Source organism: Cyclobacterium roseum (assembly GCF_010119225.1).
In the GTDB taxonomy this organism is placed as follows: Bacteria; Bacteroidota; Bacteroidia; order Cytophagales; family Cyclobacteriaceae; genus Cyclobacterium; species Cyclobacterium roseum.
The window spans coordinates 155,735-178,529 of sequence record NZ_WNKF01000011.1 but is presented as its reverse complement, the minus strand read 5'-3'; the positions used below and the strand labels follow the sequence as shown (position 1 = coordinate 178,529).

Below are 22,795 nucleotides of genomic sequence, written 5' to 3'. Positions count from 1 at the left end.
CTTTTTCCCCAAATCTTCTACTTTAAGAAAACGAACTATTGAACGCAATAAGCAATCTCCCCAGGTGGCTGCCTTTTTCCATTCAATACGCATTCTTATTATCAAATAACAGCGAATAAACGGTCCAAACCAGAATTTTTACATCCAGCTGTAAATTCCATTTTTTAAAGTAAAACAAATCCAGCCGATACCGGAAGTACAAGTCCTGATAGCTTTTAATCTCCCCTCTGTATCCCCTGGATTGGGCCAGCCCCGTAAGGCCCGGCTTGATGGCATGGCGGTTCATATACCCTGGAATCCGATCCGAAAAGATTTCATTCATGGGCACTGCATGGGGCCGGGGACCGATGAGTGACATCTCCCCTCTTACTATATTGATCAATTGAGGCAATTCATCCAAACTGCTTTTTCTCAAAAAAGATCCGAATGGGGTGATGCGCCGGTCTCCTTTTTTTGCCTGTACCGTATCGGCTTTATCGTTTACGACCATGGTCCGGAACTTCAAACAATAAAACGGTTTGTTGTCCTTTCCGTGCCGTAATTGCTTAAAAATCACCGGCCCCTTCGAACCGGCTTTTATCAGCAGGGCAATGAGGGGAAATAACCAGGTAGCGATAACGATCAGGAAGGTAAACGCCATGAAAAAATCAAGACCATTCTTTATTCTCAAGGGAAGGCTTTTTTCACTCAGTCCATCTTTTGAGGTTTGTTTTTCCGCTACCCCTTGATGGAATGCATTATTTCTAAATAAGGTCTTATACATGGAACTACCGGTAATTCAATGGAAACTCTATTTTCTAACTATCCAGCATTAACAGACCAACCCATTTCCTTTTTTTCTACCGGACACCTAATCATTCCATCCAAGGGGTTTGGACTAATTAACATGGGTTTTTGATTGTAGTATACAGGCAATTCAATCGTTCCTGTTTACTACTTAATTTTAATTGTTGCTTAAATCTGAGCGCATTAGGTTTGCTTAGGTTATAAAATTGGATCTGCCCCTACAGGCGTTAGAGCAAAAAATTAAACCAAAAACAAGACGATTGTGAAACATTTTATTGTTTTTGAAATGCATTTTTTTTGCTGTATATGACTTAAAGATAAAAAAATAATTTTTATTCTGCCTAATTTCATTTCAAAAAATTTCTGTCCCATACCTATAAACTTATTTATTGAAATAATTACAGTTTAGAAGGTTACATTTCCAACCGATAATAATTTATTTGAGTTGTATTATTCGCTATTTAGTATTATAAATTCACTGAATTTCATTATAATTTCCAGACCTATTCGTTCGATTTAAAATTGATTTTATACCAGCGATTGGTTGGGATTTGCCGTATGCTTCTGACTAGCCTGTCACCTCCCTCCGAGCCCCCTCCTGTTTTCAGGCGGGGGAGAAAGGGGGTGGTAAAATTGTCGATTTACGGACACATGAGGCGTATATAAAACCTCATTTCTCGAACTCCTTACGTCAAACGCTTCGAATCAGATTGCTTCGCTGCGCTCGCAATGACGACGTTGGAGAAACCGCGACCCGATGCCGTCACTGCGAGGGGGCTAATCTGACCCCAATCGTATTTCATTAACCGCCCCAGCACCCGCGGCAGTCTGTCGGAAGACGGACACGTCCATCGTATTTAACTGCCCTTTTTCGTGATTCTTACATCAACGCTCCGGTTAAGATTGCTTCGCTAGCGCTCGCAATGACGACGTTGGAGTAACCGCAAGCCGTTCCCGTCACTGCGAGAATTAACATTTAAAAAATGCAGAAATCGGGATGACGGTATTTTTTTTAACTATTTAAAAATCAACATGTTAAAAAAATTAAGAGTGACATCAAATCACCTCCCTCCGGGCCCCCTCCTGTTTTAGGAGGGGGAGACAGGGGGTGGTAAAAATACGTCATCGGTAAACCTAACTTTTTTTAAACACAGGAATCTGGATGAGGATGTGTTTTTGCAATTCGTTGGACAGCATCGGTAGACGGAATCACATAGGGACAAAGAGAATGGGAACGAACAAAAAAGGGGACTCACAAAGCACAGCACGAAGTAATACCAAAAAAACTCCGTGCCCTTTGTGGCTCTTTGAGTCCTCTGTGACAATAAAAAGAGTTACGAAGAACAATGAGTGGTTCTGTTGTCACTTTCTATTGAATCCACGCTACTCTTGTGCCGCTTTGTAAATGGCATCCAGCAAACTGCCTTCCTCCTTGGTATCGTTGCCCAGTTCCCAAAACATAATGCCACCCAGGCCTTTTTCTTGGGCATAGTTGGTTTTTGCCCTTACTGAAACGGTATCGTCATAGGATACCATCAGGCTGTCTGCAGCATTGTACATATAGGGCGCTTGGGCCTGCTCATCCCAATAGCGCTGAAAGTTACTGTCTGGTTCATACTTCTCCCGGATTTGGTGATAGGCCATCCAGCCAATTTGGATGCCCCCACTAAGTTGATACAGTCCGTTGTTTTCCGGAGGAACGCCTTTCCAAACCCGGCCGTAAAACGCACTTCCTATGACTATCTGGCCGGGATCAACCCCTTCTTCGATCAGGAAATTCACAATTTTTTCCGCAGAGCGTGGGTGGGGATCTTTATTGGCTCCTATCCGGTACAAGCTATCCAGGTAATCATGAAAAGGCGTGCCCGCAATATCTTCACTCTTTACGTCTCCCAGCGGAGTATGGTGCCCGGTATATTCGGAGACCCCGGATACCTGATCATAGGTCATTACATTGGTGTAATCGGCATATTTCATGACCTCATTTAGCTCTATATGGTCGTAGTAACGCTTCCATCCCGCCGATGCAAAGGTCAGCAGCTTTGGTGTATCAAATTCGTCCAGCATCTTGCGTAGGCCTTTCATCAGCGCGGTGAAATGTTGCGTATCTTCTTCCCGGGCCATGGTACCGGCACCCGATATTCCCGGATACTCCCAGTCCATGTCCATGCCGTCCAATTGGTAGGCTTCAATAAAGGTAGCGGCGCTCTCAATAAATTTTGCGCGGCTCGCTTCCGTCAGGGCCATGTCCGAAAATCCATCCGCTCCCCAACCGCCACAGGCGATCATTACCTTGAGGTCGGGATTGCGCTCCTTTTGCTTCACTAAGGCCTCGAGCTTTGGACCGGCCTCCTCAGGGTTTCTGAATTTCATTTCCCCCTCAATCACATGGGTAAAGGAGTAAATAATGTGGGTAAGCTTTTCGACGGGTAGCTCCGCCGGCTTATAGTCACGTTCCGGCACGTAATAGGCCATCACCACAGGCCCACTTGCCGGGGAAGCTACCTCCTGAGTTTGCTCTCCTTGGTTGTTTGGCTGATTGGAACAGCCAAAAATAAAAAAAAGGGCCAGGAGATAAGGTAGGTTTGTGCTTTTCCAGGTAGGTCGCATGTTTGTTCGTTTTTAGGGACGTAGGTCAGGTAAGGTGTTTCATTAATCAATTAAATAAATTTTTTGTTAAAGTTAAAGCAAAACCTGAAAATTTTATTTTATAAATTGGGCATTTTGGGTGGCCCCTGCGTCGTCAGCAGCCACTTTTGAACTAATTAAAACCAGGGGGATGCCGTAGAAAAAGAGAAGTTTAAAAAAACGGTTATTCAAAAAGAGAAATAGCAACGGCAATGGCGGTTACAGTAAAAGTAAACAAATCCCATGCTGGGTAAATGCTTTCATGAAATCGAGCATGACGCAAGCGACCCACGGAGGGATGATTATAAAGCACGCGAGATTCTCCCGATTTAAGATCGGGACAGGCTATGTGGCAACTTAAAGAAAATTATAAACAGATGAAATAAAGAAAGAAAGGTCCGTTAAAAGGTCGCAAGGGAATCACAGGTTAAATTCCTGTTTTAAAGTATATTCGTTTTCCCGAACCTATTCCAACGCATCCCATTCTTCTTGGGTGGCCCGACTTTTTTGGTATTCCATCATCATTTTCCAGCTGCCCTCTTTTACCAACAAGCCATCAAAATGGATGTAATAGCCCTGCTTTTCTCCATTCAATTCAAAGGAATAGTGGAAAATTCCACTTTCATAGGCGGTGGTAGGGTCTCCTAATCGCCTGTTAAATCGAAATGCCACGGATGACTTCCTTACTCCGGATTGGGTATCGTCAAAATCTTTTTTCCATCCGGCAAGGGCCTTAGCGATCGGATAGGCGACCCCGCTAACACCGGAAACCAACGTAGCCTTTTCATGAAACGTGACTGCATAGCCTTCAAAGTCGCCCTCTTCGATCGTACGTGAAACTTCGATCCAGAACGCGTCTAATTCGGCCAATCGATCACGATCTTGGCTATCGCTATTTTGCGAAAATCCGTTCAGCGAGTATAGCAGAAGAAAGACTAACAGGTTGTTTTTTACATGCATAATTGATATACGGTTAAAGGTTTCACTTAATCCTCTGAAGGTTTTTCACATTCAAAAATTTTGGAGTGCCGCTTTGGGTAAATTGCACCTGGTACGTTATTTACCCAGTAACACTACCTCAATCTAGAATTTCTTTTGTTTTTTTGAAAGAATTTTTTTCACCAGGAGTGTGTACATTTGGATACATTTCATTTCATCATGCCCGAAAACCGCCTGGCCAGGCATGGGATGTACCGGTAACCGAACAATGTCAGGTATGGAAAAACCAATTATAAACGCATGAATCAGGTCATCAGAAAACAGAAACAGAACAGAAAAGTAAAAATGACTAAAATCTCAGATCGGCAACCGTACCTGTTCACCCTAGTATTGTTACTTTTCTCTTGCGGAGATTCAACACCGTCCCGACTCGCCATTCCTTCCATAGAAAGCGAAATAGTGGCAGACGGCATTATTGACGAAGATGCATGGGAACAAGCCAGGGTAATTAAAGGGTTGGTTTCTCCCTGGCCAAACGAAGAAAATGTCGATAAAACAACGTTCAGAGCCTTTGTTTCGCCAAAATATTTGAATTTCGTCTTTGATGTGCGGGACAATACCGTTACAACCGTTCCTTTTGAAAACGAGGCATCTGTAGAAAGGGAAGATCGGGTTGAACTCTTTTTTTCCAGCGATACAACGCTGGCAAGGTATTATTGCATCGAAATTGACCCGAATGGAAACGTGCTCGATTATTCTGCGGCCCATTACCGTGATTTTAACCAAAGTTGGGATTTTACCAGCAAAGAGCTGGCTGCCAAAATCACGGAAACGGGATACATGGTTGAAGGCAAGATCTCCCTACTCGAACTAAAAGAACTGGGGATCTCATCCCCCTTTTATCTTGGAATCTTTCGAGCCGACTATAAAAGTTTGGTAACCGAAGATGTTACCTGGTTTTCCTGGATAAGACCAGAAAGCCCAACGCCTGATTTTCATATCCCTTCCGCTTTTGGCAAAACGGTAATAAAAGAATAAATTAACTAAACGTACCTCCGCTGGGTGTGAAATTTTTATATTAAGGTGAAAACGGCATGGAGGCATTTGTAATGCCGGCTCAGATTGAACCCACGAAAAGGCGTTCCCAGGAAGGTTCACGGTTAGCTATTTCAAATGCTTTAATGGTAAAATAATCTATTCATGAACCGAAAAATGGAAGTGTGACGTTTCAAACTCACCTGGAGTGGGTACTGCTGGTAGATAGAAAAATTCGTAATAAATTTTTAGTCAGAGAGAGCCCAAAGAAACCACATAGGAGCTTGAAAAAAACCTTTGTGTTCTTTGTGGCTCCTTTGTGTCCTTTGCGACAAAAAAATTAAAGAGAGCACAGAGTAATGTTGGTTACCCTGGCTGGATGGAAGAACGTTCCACGCACCCGCGACGGTCTGTCGAAATACGTTCACATCCGCCGTTTTCAACTGTCTGTTCCGGTCAAGTCGGGAGGGATTATTTTGGAACCTGACACGATTGGACCGCAGACTTTCGCTTATTGCAGGACAGAGGCTGATGATGGTAGTTAACGCCAATTCCTTTCGTACTTTTGGCTTGATCCAAAAGTACCAAAAGATCAAGACACAAAAATCCTTCCCCCCACAGCCTCCCGCGCCCCCGGTTTTGTGTCGGCCCGCCCGCTTTTCATCTCTAGATATTTTATCAAAGCTAGTAATTGCGTCAAAATCGGCAACAGGAACGAATACTTGCGCTATATCCGATATGCCTGATTTCCGTCGCCTCGGCTAACCTAGTCCCAGCGAGATCTAACAATTTTAAAACGCAAAATTCAGAATGAAATAATTAAAACAGCAACACCGGCGGACTGCCATGTTAGTAGACCCGTGTATGCCGACGCAGGAGGTGCAACCCGGGGTATCTGTAACGTGGAATTTCTTGCATTAGCAGCAAATAACCTCATTCCTGAAAACGGCTTGTCGCTAGTGCCAGCGGCCCTTCACGCCTGAGGTTTGAAATCTGTTATCAGTAAGAGGCATTTGTGGACATCATGGCCTATTGAGAATCCGCTGGGTGTAGAATTTTTCTACACCCTTATATCTCTGCGGAAGCGTATTTGAGGCATTTGTAATGCCGGCTCAGATTGAACCCACGAAAAGGCGTTCCCAGGAAGGTTCACGGTTAGCTATTTCAAATGCTTTAATGGTAAATTAATCTATTCATGAACCGAAAAATGGAAGTGTGACGTTTCAAACTCACCTAGACGGGGTACTGCTGGTAGATCGAAAAATTCGTAATAAATTTTTAGTCACAGAGAGCCCAAAGAAACCACAGAGGAGCTTGTAAAAAACCTTCGTGTTCTTTGTGGCTCCTTTGTGTCCTTTGCGACAAAAAAATTAAAGAGAGCACAGAGTAATGTTGGTTACCCTGGCTGGATGGAAGAACGTTCCACGTATCCGCGGCAGTCTGTTGGTATACGTACACATCCCACGTATTCAAATGCCAATTTTCGAACTCCCTACATAAACGCTTCGATTCAGATTGCTTCGCTGCGCTCGCAATGACGGTCAGTACCGACTCCGCTCAGGGAGCGGACCGGGGAGGGAAACATCATATCTTCTCAAACACCGTCCGAAAACTACAGGCTTCCGACAACCTGCCGTGCAGATCGGATATTGCTACCCGCTCCTGTTCCGTGGTATCCCGGTGCCTAATAGTGACGGTATCGTCCTCCAGGGTCTGGTGGTCTACGGCGATGCAGAAGGGCGTCCCGATCAAATCCTGCCGGGCATAGCGCTTGCCGATAGAGGCCGCCTCCTCGTAGATAATGTTGAAATCATACTTCAATTGCTCAAAGATGGCCTTGCCCTTTTCTGGTAAGCCATCCTTTTTGGTCAAAGGCAAGATAGCCGCCTTCACCGGTGCGATCGCAGGGTGGAATTTCAGATATACCCTGCTTTTGTCCCCAGTTTGCTCTTCTGTATAGGCATTGCACAAGGTCATCAAAAACAGCCGATCCGCTCCAATGGAGGTTTCGACCACGTAAGGGATGTAGTTCTTATTTACTTCCGGATCAAAGTACTGCTGCTTCTTTTTGCTGAAATCCTGATGCGCCTTCAAGTCAAAGTCGGTGCGGGAATGAATGCCCTCCACCTCTTTAAATCCGAAAGGAAACTGGTACTCGATATCCAGCGCGGCATTGGCGTAGTGGGCCAGCTTGTCGTGATCGTGTCGCCGGATTTTATCTTCGGGGATTCCCAGGGCCAGGTGCCAATTTACCCGGGTTTTGGCCCAGTTTTGGTACCATTCCATTTCCGTACCGGGTCGAACAAAATACTGCATTTCCATCTGTTCGAATTCCCGCATCCTGAATATAAACTGCCGGGCTACGATCTCATTCCGGAAGGCTTTGCCAATCTGAGCGATGCCAAAAGGTACTTTCATCCGGGCAGTCTTCTGCACGTTCAGGAAATTGACAAATATACCCTGTGCCGTCTCAGGTCGCAGGTAGATGGTGGAAGAATCCTCCGATACCGATCCTACCTGGGTGGAAAACATCAGGTTAAACTGCCGGATCTCGGTCCAGTTGGCCGTGCCGCTCATGGGACAGGTAATGCCTTCATTGATCATCAACTCTCTCAGGGCGGCAAAGTCTTCCGCATCCAGCAATTTGCCCATGGCCGCCAAAAGGTCCTTTGCCCGTTCCGCTTCTCCTGCCTGCTCGTATTGGGCGGCTTTGTCTTCGATCAACACATCCGCACGGTACCGCTTTTTGCTGTCTTTGTTGTCCACCATGGGATCATTGAAGCTGTCCACGTGACCGGAAGCCTTCCAGGTAGTGGGATGCATAAAAATAGCCGCATCTACTCCCACTATGTTATCGTTCAGGCGGGTCATGGATTCCCACCACAAGCGCTTAAGATTATTTTTCAATTCTACCCCATAGGGGCCGTAATCGTAGACGGCCTGCAGGCCATCGTAAATTTCCGACGAGGGGTACACAAACCCATACTCCTTGGCATGGGCGATAATATCTTTAAGCAGATTGCTTTCCTGAGGTTGTGCTGATTTTGCCATGGGCGCAAAATTAACTAAAAACCGATAGTGTACAAGATTTTTACAGATCTCCCTGCATCAGATAGGCCCGGATATGGGCAATGTCCTGCGCCATCAGTCCCATTTCTGCCGGTTTGGGCATCAGGCTAAGCGGTACCTGGCGTTTCTCTGCTACGTCAGATGCCGGAATTACAAACCGTTGCCCCTGACTATCCAGCACCGTGACCACCGGACCGTTGGACTGCAACAACCCGTAAAGCACTGCCCCGTTTTTCAGGCGAACCAACCAGGATTCGGAACCGAAACCAATAGCAGCATCGGGCTGCACAATCGCATTTACCAGGGTAGGAGCATCCATCTTTTGCCAAATACCGCTCAAGTTGGGACCAATATCATTTCCCGACTCCCCGATGCGGTGGCAAGCCAGGCAGTTTTGAGCAGCCAATACCTTACCCGCCGCTGCATCGCCCTCAAGTGCATTAACTGCGGCCTCTTCCACTTCCTGTGGCCTGCCAAAAAACTGGGCCAACAAGTGCTTTACGGCAGGCCTGCCTTCGGAAGACCATTCCTCCGGGAGTTGCGCCTGCAGGGAATCGGGAATACTTCCCTTGACCGCCAATAGTGCCAGGTGCAACCTGCCCTCCGGGCTTTCGGCCAGTATTTTCAGTGCTTCCCGCTGCTGATCTCCGGTAGCCAGACTATCACCCAGCCTTTCCAGGGATGCCAGGAGTTCCGGTTGGGCAGATGGCAAATTGTCCAAGGGCGGCTCCCAATCTTCCAGAAATGCCTGCCATTCGTTGTATTTCCTGAATTGCAACCACCAGCGGGCCTGTTCGGCCAGGCTGCCTTCCTCCTCGGCTAGTTCCAGAAACACTTCTGCCGCTTGCTTATGAGGGATAAAGGCCAGGGTTTCCAGCGCCTGCATCCGTTCTTCGGGACTCAGGGTTTCGCTTTCCATCCGAAGCTTCAGGGCAGAAATCGCCGCTTCAGGATGCAGCTCCCATATCAGGGAAGCCTGTTCCGGGCTCCATTCCAGGGGATCCAATCCTTGCCATTCCGCTTCAAATACTTCATTGGCCCTATCGCTTAAAGCGATCCCCAATGCATTCCGGTACCAGGGATCTTTTCCATCGTAACCTTCGATCAGGTAGGCATAAATTTGGCTTGTTTTTTCATAATCCTCATGCCGCAACAATATCGCCAATTCCCGCCTGACCAGGGGGTCGGCATTTAACAGAACCCCTTCCGCTTCCCTCAGCAAGGTATTCGGAGCATGGGCGGCCAGGGCCCGGACCGTTGTGAGAACCAGTTCCGGATTTTTGTCTCGCAACAACGGTTGAATTTTTTGTATTCCTGGTGCTCCCATTCCAGCAAGTAACCAAATCGCCCGGGCCCGGTAAAAGGGATTGGCATGATCCAGCAGGGTTTCCAATTCGGGAATTACCGCTGCGCCTTGTTTTTGCAGTAATTGGGCTGCCCTGGCACGCACGTGTACGGCAGGGTTACGCAAGGCCGCTACCTGACCGGAAACGGTCGCGAAATCAATGCTGGCTTTGGGATAGTCCTGCCCCTTTTTGGTAATGCGGTAGATTTTTCCCTGCCCTTCCTTGTCCCGCATCTGATGTCCGCCCACAATGGGATCATACCAATCGGCTACAAAAAGGGATCCATCCGTTCCCAGGGTGGCATCGCTGGGCCGAAACCACTTGCTGGTATCCGCTTCTACCTGATGCCAGATGTAGCCTTCGTTGTCCACGTCAACGGAAGCGATAAAATTTTGTCTTTCTGCCAGGGAATACCCGGCTCCCTCCGGCCTGGGATGATAGCCAAAAATAATGTTTCTTCCCGCATCGGCAGCGAGCAACAAACCCCGGTATGCTTCCCCCAATTCGTCTCCTTCGATGCGCAGCATTCCGGTTGGAGAGCCTGCCCCGTAAATATCGCCTGCAGGCAACACCCCGGGGTCGTGTTGGTGCCAATGCGCTTCCGCTATGGTCTGACCCGGCCGTCGGTCCGCTTGCCAGGTACGGTCTCCTTCCTCGCTGAAAAAGCCGGCATTGCTTCCCTCCATCAGCCAGGTGCTGCGACAGGAGGCGGTCTGGTCATCATTATCGCTTTGCCACATATTGCCAAAGGAATCCACAAATACCTCGTAGGCATTGCGGAAATTATGAGCCATCACTTCCATGCCGCTGCCATCAGGATTGATCCTGATAATCAGCCCTCCGGTATACACTTTCCCATCATCACTTACCTGAGACGGCACGTTTTCGGTGCTGTAGGGCGTGTATTCATTGTAAACGCTGCCGGAGCGCAGGGTCCAACCCTCTTTGTCCCTAACCTGATGAGGCCCGGCATTGCCGGTAATGAAATACCATTTCCCATCAGGACCCAGTTGGCCGGCATGCAAACCGTGGTCATGGTCCTTTCCTCCGAATCCGGTCAAAAAAACCTCTTTATTATCGGGAATATCATCTCCATCGGTATCCGTATACACGATCACATTTGGAGAACAGGAAACGATTACCTGATTGCCTACCACAGCAATGCCCAAAGGGCTTCGTAAATCCTCATCCTGCACAAACACCTGTGAAGTGTCGGCCTTTCCATCTCCATCCCTATCCTCCAGGATCATGATCCGGTCTCCCGCTTCCCTTACCAGGTGCCCATCGGCATTGCGGAAATCACGGTAATTAACAGCCTCTGTAAGCCATACCCTGCCTTTGGCGTCCACATCCATGTTGGTGGGATTGTGAAACAGCGGGCTGCTGGCCCACAGGCTCACTTCCAGGTCATCCGGTACAAACAAAAGCGGAGCCTCCTCATCCCGGGTGCCAGGCCCGCAGGAGAGAAGACCCAAAAAAAGAGACAAGGAAAGCAGGTGGTAGGTTTTCATGGGCTAACTGCGTATAAGTTGTCGTACGAATTTTAAATTCTGTTGGTAGGCTGGCAAGATCTCCGCTCCATTGGGAAGCGCGCCTTCTATGATAATCCAATTTTCGTACCCGATCTTTTCCAGCGTGCTTTTCACCCGTTCAAAATCTACCTTCCCCTGCCCCAGCAGGTTTCCGTTTTCTTTAAAATGGATTTCACAAAGGTGCTCGGTTCCCAGCAGTTCCATTTCCCGGAAGATATCGTAGCCCATTTCCGTAGCGTTGGCCACATCGTAATAGACTTTCACATTAGGAGAGCCGATGGCTTCAATAAGCTTTAGGTGTTCTTCGGCGCTAAGCCAGGATTCAATGGCCAGGTTCACGCCCATCGCTTCCGCTTTGGGGGCCACTTTCCGCAGCCTGCGCACCACCTCTGCCTGTCCTTCCGGATCGTCCCGCAAATCGCCCTCACCAAAAAAAGCCAGCAAGACATTGGTACAGCCCAGGGCATTGGCCACATCGATGCTGTCACGCACCCAGGCCTCTGTCTCCGGAGCCGACTTGTAGGGCACCCGATTCAGTTCGCCGATGGCCAAACTGGCAATGCCCACCCCATGCTCCCGGGAAGCCTCCAAAAAAACCTGCTGAACGGCTGTCTTCCGTAGGTGCATGTCGTTTTGGGGGGTACCCAGGCTTACCTGCAAGCCGTCCAATCCGATTTCCCTGGCCAGGGCAAAGCCTTCCGGATCGGAGGTTTTGCCTATGGACCAGTCGCAAGCACCGATGGAAAGGGCGGGAAGGTATCTACCCATATTTCCATAGCCTGGATAGACCACTGTCATAACTCCCAAACAAGCCATGCTCTTGAGTACCTTTCTTCGGTCGAAATTTTTCATTGATCCGGAGGTAACGTTCCTGTCATCCGATATACCTTGCCATCGGCTTTGGTGAAGAGGTACATTTCTCCACCCTGGTCCCTTGCCAACCGCAAATCCACCCGGTTGCTGCCTGACATTTCGGAAAGGGGTCGGGAAATTCCTTCATAGCTAACTTTCCATTCGTAAACCGGGGCCTGCTTTCCCCGCTCCAAATCGGCCGTTTCCACGTAAAAAAGTCGGCCATGAACAATATCCCCAAAAAGATACTTGCCCCGCAATTCGGGGATATCGGTTCCCTGGTATTCATACCCTCCGGAAATGGCATTGCCTTCGTCGTGATCGTACATGGCTACCGGATAGGTGTAGCCCAGTTCGGCATCATTTTCCGGCAGGGGAAAAACCTGATTTAAATCCATTGCCGGTTCGATCACAAAAGGACCTTCCCTGACCGGCCAGCCATAGTCATCTCCAGGCTGCACGATATACAGGGATTCGATCTGACCCTGCCCAATATTGGTGGCCAGCATTTTTCCGTCAGCCGTCCAGGTAATCCGGTGGGCATTGCGAAAGCCATGCACATAAATTTCGGGTAGCCTTTCCTGCTGATCCACAAAGGGATTATCCGGGGGAATACCGTAGTTGCCATTGGTGCTGTTGGTTCCGGAGGGATCGATGCGGAAAATGGAGCCCCAGGCCTGCTCGGCTCCATGGGGAACCCAGGGATGACCGGCGCCCACACTGCCTCCGTCTCCGATCCCGATATACAACAGGCCGTAATCCGGTTCTCCTTTTTCGGCAAGGGGATTGAAAGTCAACTCTTGCATGCCATGTATTCCGGTAACCATATCGATCCGGAACAGCTCCCGGCTTTCTGCCTCCAAAGGCACCTGCAGGGGGTGCTCGGTTTTCCATTCGGTTACCACCCATTGCAAGGTAGACTTGATGCTGTCTCCGTAGGTGAAATCTGCGGGAGCGGTTCCCGGTTTTTCGGTATGAGAGGTGTACAGCAGGCCATTAGTACCAAAGTCCGGGTGAAAGGCAAAGCTGCCAAAACCAGTAGCCAGTCCGGGTTCGTTGATAAAATCGGGCATTTGCTGCTGCATGTCCAGGTACACTTCGGTTTCTTCCCCCTCCATGCGATACATTTTGCCCCGCAGGTCCATGATGTACAAATCGCCCGTTACAGGATGGTAGTCCATTTTGGCAATGCGGGTCCGGGGCTTATTTTCTGCGGAAGCAGGAATGGTGCTGATCCATTCCAATTCGACCAGCAGATCGGAGAGGGGAATGGCTTCGGGAATGGGATTCAAAATGGAATCGGCCCGTGCGCCCTCTACCTCCTCCGGTGCCGGAAACTGGTGCATGTAGGCAATGATCGCATCGATTTCCTGTTCTTCCAGGTAGCCAAAGGCCGGCATGTAGGTATTGTAACGCTCAAAAACAGCTTTGGCCCGCTCATCCCCGCTTTCGATTACTTCTGTGGGATTTTTGATAAAGCGGCGAAGCCAATCCAGGGGCTGTTCCCGGGTGATCCCTCCCAGATGGGGCCCAATTCCGTCCTGCTCAAATCCATGGCAACTGCTGCAGTGGGTATCAAATAAATTTTCGCCGCTTTCCAATGCCGCCTCGTCCATGGGAATCTGCTCCTCCAATTTGGGTTCCCCGGAAGAACAAGACCAGGCCAAAGCGATGGCTGGCAGAAAAAGGGAAGGGTAATATCGGTAGTTCATATATTCGTAGGCTTATTCTAAAACAATTGACCCGACTAATCTACTTTATTCTACCAAAATAAAAAAACAGGATTTGGAGGTGGTCCTTACGATTACGAATTTGTAATACTTATTTGGCTGGGTTGGACTAAAATCACCCTCAGGTTAACTTTCCCAAAGTTTAGAACTATGGGAAAGTTGCAAAAAATAAACTCCTTTGGTATACTTCTTTCGGCTTTCCTGTAAAAATTCAACTTTCCTACACATTGTATTTCTATCTTTGCGGATACCCAGAAAAAGAATTCATAACTATGAAAAAAATCTACCTGCCCGGAATAATCTTATTTTTTCTAATCAGCAGCTCCCTAATTGCCCAGTCCGATAATTTCGGAGGTATACGGGGAAAAGTCATCGATAGCGAAGGCAAAGCCCCACTGGGTTTTGCCACCATTAGCGTGTTTGATACGGAAAGTACCGAAAAAACACTGGTAAATGGGGGCATCACGGCAGAGGACGGCACCTTTGACCTGGATCTGCCACAGGGGGAGTATGCTGTACTCGTGGAATTTATGGGGTACCTGCCCATGGAAATCAACGACCTGGATATCAACCGGGATAACCGCAGGGTAAATTTGGGTACCTTCGAATTGAAAGCCGATACCGAAAACCTGGAAGAAGTGGTGGTGCAGGGAGAAAAAACCCTGATGGAGCTCTCCCTGGACAAACGAATCTTCAACGTAGGCAAGGACCTGGCCAATGCAGGGGGAACCGCCTCCGACATTCTGATGAACCTTCCTTCCATCAACGTAGATCCCGAAGGTGGGGTAAGCCTCCGGGGATCCAGCAATGTACGCATTCTGGTAGATGGAAAACCTTCCGGTCTGGTCAGCTTCAAGGGCAGCAGCGGCCTGCAACAACTCCCCGCCAGCATGATCGAAACCGTAGAGGTCATTACCAACCCTTCTGCGCGCTACGAGGCAGAAGGCATGGCCGGTGTCATCAACATTATCCTTAAAAAGGAAAACAACCAGGGCTTTAATGCCTCCTTTGAGGGAATTGCGGGAAATCCAACCAATTTTGGACTGGCCGCTAACCTGAACTACCGACACAAAAAAATCAATTGGTTTGTCAACTATGGGGTGGCTTATCGCCGGGTGCCAAGGGAGGGAACCATCCGCCAGGAAATCAGCAATGCCGATACCAGCTTTTACTCCTACCAGACCACTACGGGTACGGTGAATGGGCTGAACAACAATATCCGGGCAGGCCTGGATTATTTTTTCAACGAAAACAGCATCCTTACCGGTTCCTACCTGTGGAGAAGAAGCGATGCCCGACGCCTCACCAATATACGATACGACGATTACGCAGCAGAAGGGGCTCCGCTCGGCAGATACACGCTACGGACTCAGGATGAAGATGAGAAAGAACCCAATTCCGAGTTTAACCTGACCTATAAACGAAGCTTTGACCAGAAGGGTCATGTACTCAGTACGGCCATTACTTACCTGGATTATTGGGAAAATTCCGATCAGGTGTACACGCAGGATGCCTATTCTCCAAATGGAACGGCCATTCCAGGTGGTTCCCTGTATCAAACCTCTATTAACGACGAATTCGACAGGCAATGGCTGCTCCAACTGGACTATACCAAGCCCATCGGTAGCGAAGGAAACTTTGAAACCGGAATACGCAGCAGTATCCGAAACATGGAAAATGATTTTATCGTCAGCGAACGGACCGAGTCGGGAGACATGGTGGCGCTGCCCGGTCTGGACGATGTTTTCCTTTATGACGAAAACATCCATGCCGCCTACGCCATCCTGGGCAATAAGAGCAATAAATTTTCTTATCAGGGAGGTTTACGAGCAGAATACACCGATGTGAGCACCACCCTGGTAAAATCCAATGAGGTCAATCCCCGAGATTATGCCAACCTTTTCCCCTCTGCCCACCTGACCTATAACATCAGTCCGGATGATGCCTTACAGATCAGTTACAGCCGCAGGATCCGCCGGCCCGTTTACAACGATCTCAGTCCCTTTATGACCTTTTCGGATGCAAGGAATTTCTTTAGCGGCAACCCGGACCTGAATCCGGAATACACGGACGCATTCGAACTCGGCCATATCAAATACATGGACAAGGGCTCTATTTTCTCCACCCTGTACTACCGGGATACCGAGGACAAAATTGAGCGCATCCGTAGCGTGGATGAAGAGGGAAATGCCACCACTTTGCCCTATAACATAGTGGGCGAGCAGTCCATGGGCTTTGAGTTCACCACGGATTACTACCCCGTGGAATGGTGGAAGCTGGATGCCAATTTCAACTTTTTCTATGCCAAAATCGATGGCAGCAATATACTGGACACCTACACGGCCAACACCTATTCCTGGTTTACCCGGCTCACTTCCCGCTTTACCTTAGCCAATGGGCTGGACCTGCAGTTCCGAGGAAATTATGAGGGTCGCAGAAGGGTGGCCCAGGGGGTGCAAAAGGCCATTGCCTACCTGGACCTTTCCGCTAGTAAGGACATTATGAAAGGCCGGGGGACGCTCATTCTGAATGTAATGGATGTGTTTAATTCCCGCCGAAACCGGTATATTTTCGAGGGTCCGGGATTTTTGACCGAAGGAAATATTCTGCCCAGAAGAAGGCAAATCAACCTGACCCTAAACTACCGTATCAAGCAATCCAAAGCCCAAAGCAAGCCGACTATTTTGGGAGAGGATTAAGTTTTAAATAGACAAATTGGCCGAAAAATCAATGGCTAACATCTAAAAAAAGGGAAGGTGGCTTTAGGCAATAGCCGTAAAAATTGTAATCAAGAGCTTCATGGATAAAATTTTGGCTAAAGCCAAGGATGCATAAGATTACCCCCCTTACCCACAGCTAAAGCTGTAGGCTATTGATTGAAAGGAATCCTGATTTCTATTTTTGATCAATAATCGATTTCGAATCTTTCCTCAATAGGAAATCGCCCATTCCCTATTAATTGAATTTCAAATTCCTGGTTTTAGCCAAAACCACCTTTTTCTAAAAAACACTTTGGTTGAACAGGGAGTTTGATTACCGTATGCGATACGAAAAAGCACTTGTCTGGCTGAGAAATGACCTTAGGTGGGAAGACAACCTCACTATTAAGAAAGCAACCGAACTTGCCAAAACCATCCTACCCGTTTATTGCCTGGATCCCCGCCAATTTGGGCCGGGCGATTTCGGATTGCAGAAAACCGGTGTTCACCGGGCCAGGTTCCTATTGGAAACCCTCCGGGACTTGCAGGAACAAATCGCTGCAAAAGGAGGGAAACTCCTGTTCCTCCGGGGCCATCCCGAAAAGGAAATACCTGCCCTAGCCAGAGAAATCGGTGCCGGAGTAATCTGTTTTTCTCAGGAAGTTACCGGAGAAGAAATCCAAGTGGAAGAAGCCCTGGAAAAAGAAGCCTGGCAGCATGGAATAGCAACCGAAAGCTATTGGCAAGCTACCCTTTTTCATATCGACGACCTGCCCTTCCCGGTGAACCAACTCCCGGAAGTGTTTACCCGCTTTCGCAAAGAGTGCGAAAAAATGGCATCAGTAAGGCCGCTGGAAACCATGACCGAGCCGGTTCGCTTCGCTATCGTGCCAGAAACGATCAGTAATAAATTACCGGATTTGCAGGAGTTGGGCTACGACCAAGCTGCACAGGAACCGGCAGGCGACATGCCTTTCAAAGGAGGTTCTTCAGCGGCCTGGAAAAGGTTGAATCATTACTTCTGGAAAACGGCGGCCCTTGCCGATTACAAAAATACCAGAAACGGGCTGCTGGGAGCCGACTATTCCAGCAAATTCTCCCCCTGGTTGGCTCTGGGAGCACTCTCTCCCCGGCAAATTTATTGGGAGATCCGTCGCTTCGAATCGGAAAAAACCAAAAATCAATCTACTTACTGGTTGATTTTTGAGTTGATCTGGCGGGATTTCTTTCGCCTGATGGCGAAAAAACATGGGAATCGCATCTTTCAGCTTGCCGGTATTCAAGACAAGTCAGGGTACAGGAAGGAAGATCGCGAGGTTTTTTCAAAATGGTCAGCGGGAAAAACAGGAATTCCCTTTATCGATGCCAATATGAGAGAACTCAATCAAACCGGTTTTATGTCCAACCGGGGCCGTCAGCTGGTCGCCAGTTTCCTGGTAAACGATCTGGAAATCGACTGGAGGTGGGGCGCTGCCTATTTTGAGCAACAGCTTATCGACTACGACCCCTGCAGCAATTGGGGCAACTGGATGTATATTGCCGGAGTGGGCAATGATCCCCGCTCGGACCGGTATTTCAATATCCTGCTACAAGCTAAAAAATACGATCCCCAAGGGGAGTACATTGCCCGATGGATTCCGGAACTGGCAAAATTAACCGGTTTTGACCGGCACATTCCCTTTCAACTCTCTTCGAAAACCTTGAAAAAGAGGGGCGTAAAGTTGGAGAATGATTATCCGGTACCGCTGGTTTCTCCGGAAAACTGGAGCATCTAATCCGGCAGACTTTCTAAAACCAACTTTACCAGTTCGGCCTTTGAGGCATTCTTAATCCAACGGCTGACGATGACCAGGTCATTATCTTCATCCACATAGACCATATTAGCCCCTGCTCCCAGATGAAAGAAGGCGGATTCAGGGGCAGCGGGAATCTCCTGTTGCCCGGTATTCAAAAAATAATTCATAAAACCGTAACGCTCATGGGCTGGACCCGGGGTGCGGGATTTTGAAATCCATTCACGGGATAGCAGCTGTTCTCCGTTCCACTCTCCCTTATGCAAGGTCAGGTAACCAAACCTGGCCTGATCAAAGGCATTGATCATCATGCCTCCGCCCCAGTGAGAGCCTCCACTAACAGACTGCATGATTGGGAGTCAAATTTACCTGGCCATACGCTTGACTTCCTGATGCCGAAAGCATTGTACCAAATGATCGTTTACGATTCCAGTCGCCTGCAAATGGGAGTATATAATGGTACTACCTAGAAATTTGAACCCCTTTTGCTTTAGGTCGCGGGCTATTTGATTGGAAAGTTGGGTCGCTGCAGGAACAGACGAAAGACTTTTCCATTCATTCTGAACAGGTTTACCCTCCACAAAGCCCCATATATAATCGGTAAAGGTTCCGTAATGCTTTTGTATTTCCATAAACTTCCCCGCATTATTGATCGCTGCCGCTATTTTCAAACGGTTCCTTACAATGGCCGGATTCCCGATCAGATTTTCGATGTCTGCCTCGGTAAAATCCGCTACAACTTGGTAGTCAAAATCCTTGAATGCCCGGGCATACCCTTCTCTTTTCTTCAGGATGGTAGCCCAACTCAAGCCCGCCTGGGCACTTTCCAGTACCAGAAATTCAAAATGCTTACGGTCACTGTATACGGGCACGCCCCATTCTTCATCGTGGTACTGAATATACTGTTCGAATCCCAGACACCAAGGGCAACGAAAGGTGTCGGTTTGGTTGGGTGTAAAGTTGGTCATAGAAGCTGGGAAATTTCCTAAGAAATATAGGAAATAAATGGAAAAAAACGTTCATAAATTAGACCTACGACCGTTTTTTTCTCAATTCCCGGAAAGGAAGAGGGCATTGGCAAGGATCAACTTGCCATCTTCCCAGAAACTACGAAATACGGGGTTATCGGCCAGGTAGATCAATTGCCCCCGACCTTTGGGTTCCACACCAAAAACCAGGGACCGAGCCATGCCCGGTTTGATTTTATATCCTATAAACCCGGTGCGGTGGCTGTCCAGTCCGGAGATATAACCGGCATTGATTCCCTGATCCATCAGTGCATACCTATCGGAACTGTTTTTCAAGGTATAAAAGGTTCCATTTTTTCCATATCCCAAAGGGTGGGTGGGATCCAGTTGCACCTCAAATATCGCTCCGGCAGCATAGGTAGATATGTCTAACCGCTCCCGCTCAAGAAACGGAGCCGTTTTCTCCTCTTCCATCGCCTTGCTCTCAATACTGTCTTGCAGGGCTCTTTCGTCCTCACTGGCAAAGGTACGTAACATCCCATCCGGCTTGTCAGCAAATAGCTTCAGGGCATCATCCAGTGCCAGCAACTTTCCACCCGCTGTCACCCATTCAGTTAGGGTTTCGTAGAGCTCCTCGGGATAACTTCCTGAAGGCAGCACCATCACATCGTACCTGCTCAGATCAGCACTTGTTAATTGATCCTGCTCCAGGATTACCACGGGATATGCCAGCTCACTGTCCAGAAAATGCCAAATTTCGCCAAAATTCAGGGAAGAAACACCCTCCCCGCCTACCAGGGCAATGGAGGGCTTCCGGATCACGCGCACATGCGAGGAACCAAAATCCTTTCCGCTGTCCATATATCCTGTTCTTGTTTGTCCAAGGGGAATCTGAAACGAATTGGCCAGATCGGTCACCTTCTGGTGAAAGTTGGGTACATAGTCATTTCCTCCACGGGTAACGATAAGCGAACCAGTGGGATAGCTCTTTCCGCCCACTTCAAAGGGATACTCGTTATAGCGTACCCGAATGCCGTCCTGCAGCAATGCAGACAGGAATTTCACATGAAGGGTGGCATTCCAGGGAGCAATATAGGCAAGTGTTTCTGCATCAGGCTGGTTAGGCTCAAAGGCTACTGCCTCATATGGCTGTTTCGCATCCAGGCGGCTTTCCAGCGCATAGGCTTCCAGGCCATAGGCATAAGGAAGGGCCCAGGAAGTAATGTCATAGGTTATACTATCGTTTAGCACCGGCTCAGGCTCAAAAAGCACCTGGGTCAAAACGGATTTGGGCTGGTAGGCATTGACGACGATGTCATTTTCTTCCAGATTCAGGCGTTCGGACTGCCCGCTTCGATACGAAAAGCCGGTCAGGCTGGCATTCTTGCCGCTGAGACCGTAACGAATTTGGTTTTTGTCCAACAAATCCAGCAACGCCTGGACTTTCGCAGGGGGGTTGCTGCCCTTGATCACAAAACTTTTATACGGACCTGCAGGATCCGAGCTGCTTTCCTCAAAATAATTGGAATAGGCTTTCAATACCTGTTCTTTAAGGTCAAAGGTCGTCTGAATAGCGGAAATTCCGGTAGTATGGTGATGAATGATCCGGTCTTTAAGGGTAACGGTGTCCCCATCGGCCGTATATCCTCCTATTCCGGCCCTTCCCGAACCTCCCTGCTCAATGGTCATACCAATGGCCCCATTGTACATGGGGTAGGTATCGCCATAGCTGGGATAAAGTAAATCAAAGCGCTCCTTGGTGAAATAAAACCAATCGTTTGCATCGAAATAAGTAGCCGTATTCCGGCCAAAACGTTCCTGGTATTCCTGTTGGAAATCGGTTAGTTGTGCGTGGAGGGGCTCTGCTGCCGGTGCAAAATAATAAGGGGAGTTTATTCCCTGCTCGTGAAAATCCAGGTGTACCTGAGGCAACCATTCGTTGTAAAGTGCCAGGCGCTGCTGAGATTCCACCTGTGTCTGCCATGCCCAGTCCCTGTTCAGATCAAACAAATAATGGTTAGGCCTTCCTCCCGGCCAGGGTTCCCGGTGTTCGATGGATTGAAGGTCTGGCTGCAGCACCTGATTCATTTTTTGTTGGTACCAGTTGACGTACCGTTCCTGCCCATCGGGATTCACACAGGGGTCGAGGACGACCAGCATTTCATCCAGCCAGGACCTGTATTGGCTATTTTCAGGGTCCACAAGTGAAAAAAGGGTCATCATCGTCGCTTCAGAAGAAACCGCTTCATTGCCGTGGACGTTGTAACTCATCCAATGAACCGGGATGGAAAGCTCCGGACTGCCTTCCAGCATTCCTGTTCTCTTTAAGTTATCCGTACGGATGGTTTCCAAACGATCAATATTCGCTACCGAAGAAACAAAGGCAACAAGCAGCGGACGTAATTCATTGGTTTTACCATATTCACGCAGCACAACACCAGGATTTTCCGTTGCCACATGCTGAAAGTAGGCAACTACTTTATGGTGGGGCGTAAACCGTTCTCCTAACTCATACCCTAAAAACTCAGCCGGACTTTTGGTTTGGGCCAGCAACATGGTTTGGAACACGAGCAAAGCCACTAGTAGACAAAATTTTTTCATGATCAGGGGAATAGGTTAAGAAAAGTGCTTTTGCTGAAAGCAACGCCGAATTTCAATGCGAATATATAAAGTAAAGTTTAAAAAGAGGGAAACAAGCCAAGAGGTTATTTTACATGTTTTTCACCACTTCTTTTTTGGGTATGGAGATGCTCCACATGCCGCGTAACTCACCTACCTTGTAATGAGTGGCTTTATCGTTAGGGTAGAGGGAATTAATTTTTTCAAGGGTCGCTTCGCTGATGTCCTTGCCCGGCTCCCCGTGACAATTCAGGCAAAGTCCACCCGGGATGGTAATGGCTTTGGTAAACAACAGCACTTCGCCCTCCTCTGCTTTCTGAATATTGGAGCGGCTATTGATATCGTTTTCGACATTGTATTGGTAGGCATCTAATAAGGTTTTTTCCAATTCATTAGGTTGATTTTCCGGGTTCCGGTTTTTCGTGGAGACCCTCCTAATCCCTACCTGGTATTTTTCAGCTACCTTTTCGGTGATGGGCAAAGCTTCCACCTGACAAAAGTCAATGGCCCCCGGTACGCCTTTTTCTTCGATTGCCTGTTGAAGGGCACCGATCAGGGATGCCTGTGCATCCTGACTGATTTCGTCCCCCCATTCCATAGCTTGTGCAATGATTTCCGATTCGGCTACTTTTTTCACCTCATTGGCCTGGTTAACCTGTTCTACGATATCCCGGTCGATTTTTTTATTATTCCCACAGGAAACCAGAAAAAAAGAAAGCGCGCCAACCGAAAGAAATGCCTGAATACTATTCATAAAACCGTCTATCTATGTCCGTTAGTTAAAGATACACACTTGCCG

The 22,795-nt window shown here is 48.2% G+C and carries 14 protein-coding genes; 3 read left to right on the top strand and 11 right to left on the bottom strand.

Going from position 1 to position 22,795, the window contains the following annotated elements; all coding sequences use genetic code 11:
* Positions 1-82 precede the first annotated feature (82 nt).
* The 3 genes from GJQ68_RS16120 to GJQ68_RS16110 form a co-directional block, all read right to left on the bottom strand.
* Positions 83-763, bottom strand: coding sequence for a sugar transferase (locus GJQ68_RS16120; protein WP_162418334.1), 681 nt, complete (start codon positions 761-763; stop codon positions 83-85).
* Positions 764-2,169: 1,406 nt separating this feature from the next.
* Positions 2,170-3,396, bottom strand: a complete 1,227-nt coding sequence (locus GJQ68_RS16115) for a glycoside hydrolase family 18 protein (protein WP_162418333.1) — start codon at positions 3,394-3,396, stop codon at positions 2,170-2,172.
* A 483-nt stretch (positions 3,397-3,879) separates the two neighbouring features.
* Entirely contained in the window at positions 3,880-4,374 is a 495-nt protein-coding gene (locus GJQ68_RS16110; protein ID WP_162418332.1) for a Cif family virulence factor, read from the bottom strand.
* Between the two features lie 324 nt (positions 4,375-4,698).
* Between GJQ68_RS16110 and GJQ68_RS16105 the strand changes: the two genes are divergently transcribed.
* A complete protein-coding gene (locus GJQ68_RS16105; RefSeq protein WP_162418331.1) occupies positions 4,699-5,391 on the top strand; it encodes a carbohydrate-binding family 9-like protein in 693 nt (230 codons plus the stop codon).
* 1,581 nt (positions 5,392-6,972) lie between these two features.
* Here GJQ68_RS16105 and GJQ68_RS16100 read toward each other — a convergent pair.
* From GJQ68_RS16100 to GJQ68_RS16085, 4 genes are read right to left on the bottom strand one after another with little or no spacing between them, the layout of a single operon-like run.
* Positions 6,973-8,439: a glycine--tRNA ligase gene (locus GJQ68_RS16100; protein WP_162418330.1), complete on the bottom strand. Its 1,467-nt coding sequence runs from the start codon at positions 8,437-8,439 to the stop codon at positions 6,973-6,975.
* Between the two features lie 40 nt (positions 8,440-8,479).
* On the bottom strand, positions 8,480-11,314 hold the full coding sequence (locus GJQ68_RS16095; RefSeq protein WP_162418329.1) for a PVC-type heme-binding CxxCH protein: 2,835 nt from the start codon (positions 11,312-11,314) through the stop codon (positions 8,480-8,482).
* Between the two features lie 3 nt (positions 11,315-11,317).
* Positions 11,318-12,187: a sugar phosphate isomerase/epimerase family protein gene (locus GJQ68_RS16090; protein WP_162418328.1), complete on the bottom strand. Its 870-nt coding sequence runs from the start codon at positions 12,185-12,187 to the stop codon at positions 11,318-11,320.
* On the bottom strand, positions 12,184-13,899 hold the full coding sequence (locus tag GJQ68_RS16085) for a PQQ-dependent sugar dehydrogenase (protein WP_162418327.1): 1,716 nt from the start codon (positions 13,897-13,899) through the stop codon (positions 12,184-12,186). Before GJQ68_RS16085 ends, GJQ68_RS16090 begins: the two co-directional genes overlap by 4 nt.
* Before the next feature lie 290 nt (positions 13,900-14,189).
* Between GJQ68_RS16085 and GJQ68_RS16080 the strand changes: the two genes are divergently transcribed.
* Positions 14,190-16,616: a TonB-dependent receptor domain-containing protein gene (locus tag GJQ68_RS16080; protein WP_162418326.1), complete on the top strand. Its 2,427-nt coding sequence runs from the start codon at positions 14,190-14,192 to the stop codon at positions 16,614-16,616.
* Positions 16,617-16,957: 341 nt separating this feature from the next.
* A complete protein-coding gene (locus tag GJQ68_RS16075) occupies positions 16,958-18,391 on the top strand; it encodes a DASH family cryptochrome (protein ID WP_162418325.1) in 1,434 nt (477 codons plus the stop codon).
* Here the strand turns inward: GJQ68_RS16075 and GJQ68_RS16070 are convergent.
* The 4 genes from GJQ68_RS16070 to GJQ68_RS16055 all read right to left on the bottom strand — a co-directional run bounded on the left by GJQ68_RS16070 (position 18,388) and on the right by GJQ68_RS16055 (position 22,750).
* A complete protein-coding gene (locus tag GJQ68_RS16070; RefSeq protein WP_317174447.1) occupies positions 18,388-18,759 on the bottom strand; it encodes a serine hydrolase domain-containing protein in 372 nt (123 codons plus the stop codon). The two genes, GJQ68_RS16075 and GJQ68_RS16070, sit on opposite strands and share 4 nt — an antisense overlap.
* Before the next feature lie 15 nt (positions 18,760-18,774).
* The gene (locus GJQ68_RS16065; RefSeq protein WP_162418324.1) at positions 18,775-19,377 is read right to left on the bottom strand and encodes a DNA-3-methyladenine glycosylase I; all 603 of its coding nucleotides are present in this window, start codon (positions 19,375-19,377) and stop codon (positions 18,775-18,777) included.
* 81 nt (positions 19,378-19,458) lie between these two features.
* Positions 19,459-21,978: a M14 family zinc carboxypeptidase gene (locus GJQ68_RS16060; RefSeq protein ID WP_162418323.1), complete on the bottom strand. Its 2,520-nt coding sequence runs from the start codon at positions 21,976-21,978 to the stop codon at positions 19,459-19,461.
* A gap of 109 nt (positions 21,979-22,087) precedes the next feature.
* Entirely contained in the window at positions 22,088-22,750 is a 663-nt protein-coding gene (locus GJQ68_RS16055; RefSeq protein ID WP_162418322.1) for a Tll0287-like domain-containing protein, read from the bottom strand.
* Positions 22,751-22,795: the final 45 nt, after the last annotated feature.

Coding starts and splice junctions, on each gene's coding strand:
- GJQ68_RS16070 (WP_317174447.1), bottom strand. CDS start 18,759: ATGCAGTCTGTTAGTGGAGGCTCTCACTGGGGCGGAGGCATGATGATC.
- GJQ68_RS16060 (WP_162418323.1), bottom strand. CDS start 21,978: ATGAAAAAATTTTGTCTACTAGTGGCTTTGCTCGTGTTCCAAACCATG.
- GJQ68_RS16090 (WP_162418328.1), bottom strand. CDS start 12,187: ATGAAAAATTTCGACCGAAGAAAGGTACTCAAGAGCATGGCTTGTTTG.
- GJQ68_RS16105 (WP_162418331.1), top strand. CDS start 4,699: ATGACTAAAATCTCAGATCGGCAACCGTACCTGTTCACCCTAGTATTG.
- GJQ68_RS16100 (WP_162418330.1), bottom strand. CDS start 8,439: ATGGCAAAATCAGCACAACCTCAGGAAAGCAATCTGCTTAAAGATATT.
- GJQ68_RS16120 (WP_162418334.1), bottom strand. CDS start 763: ATGTATAAGACCTTATTTAGAAATAATGCATTCCATCAAGGGGTAGCG.
- GJQ68_RS16110 (WP_162418332.1), bottom strand. CDS start 4,374: ATGCATGTAAAAAACAACCTGTTAGTCTTTCTTCTGCTATACTCGCTG.
- GJQ68_RS16080 (WP_162418326.1), top strand. CDS start 14,190: ATGAAAAAAATCTACCTGCCCGGAATAATCTTATTTTTTCTAATCAGC.
- GJQ68_RS16055 (WP_162418322.1), bottom strand. CDS start 22,750: ATGAATAGTATTCAGGCATTTCTTTCGGTTGGCGCGCTTTCTTTTTTT.
- GJQ68_RS16095 (WP_162418329.1), bottom strand. CDS start 11,314: ATGAAAACCTACCACCTGCTTTCCTTGTCTCTTTTTTTGGGTCTTCTC.
- GJQ68_RS16075 (WP_162418325.1), top strand. CDS start 16,958: ATGCGATACGAAAAAGCACTTGTCTGGCTGAGAAATGACCTTAGGTGG.
- GJQ68_RS16065 (WP_162418324.1), bottom strand. CDS start 19,377: ATGACCAACTTTACACCCAACCAAACCGACACCTTTCGTTGCCCTTGG.
- GJQ68_RS16115 (WP_162418333.1), bottom strand. CDS start 3,396: ATGCGACCTACCTGGAAAAGCACAAACCTACCTTATCTCCTGGCCCTT.
- GJQ68_RS16085 (WP_162418327.1), bottom strand. CDS start 13,899: ATGAACTACCGATATTACCCTTCCCTTTTTCTGCCAGCCATCGCTTTG.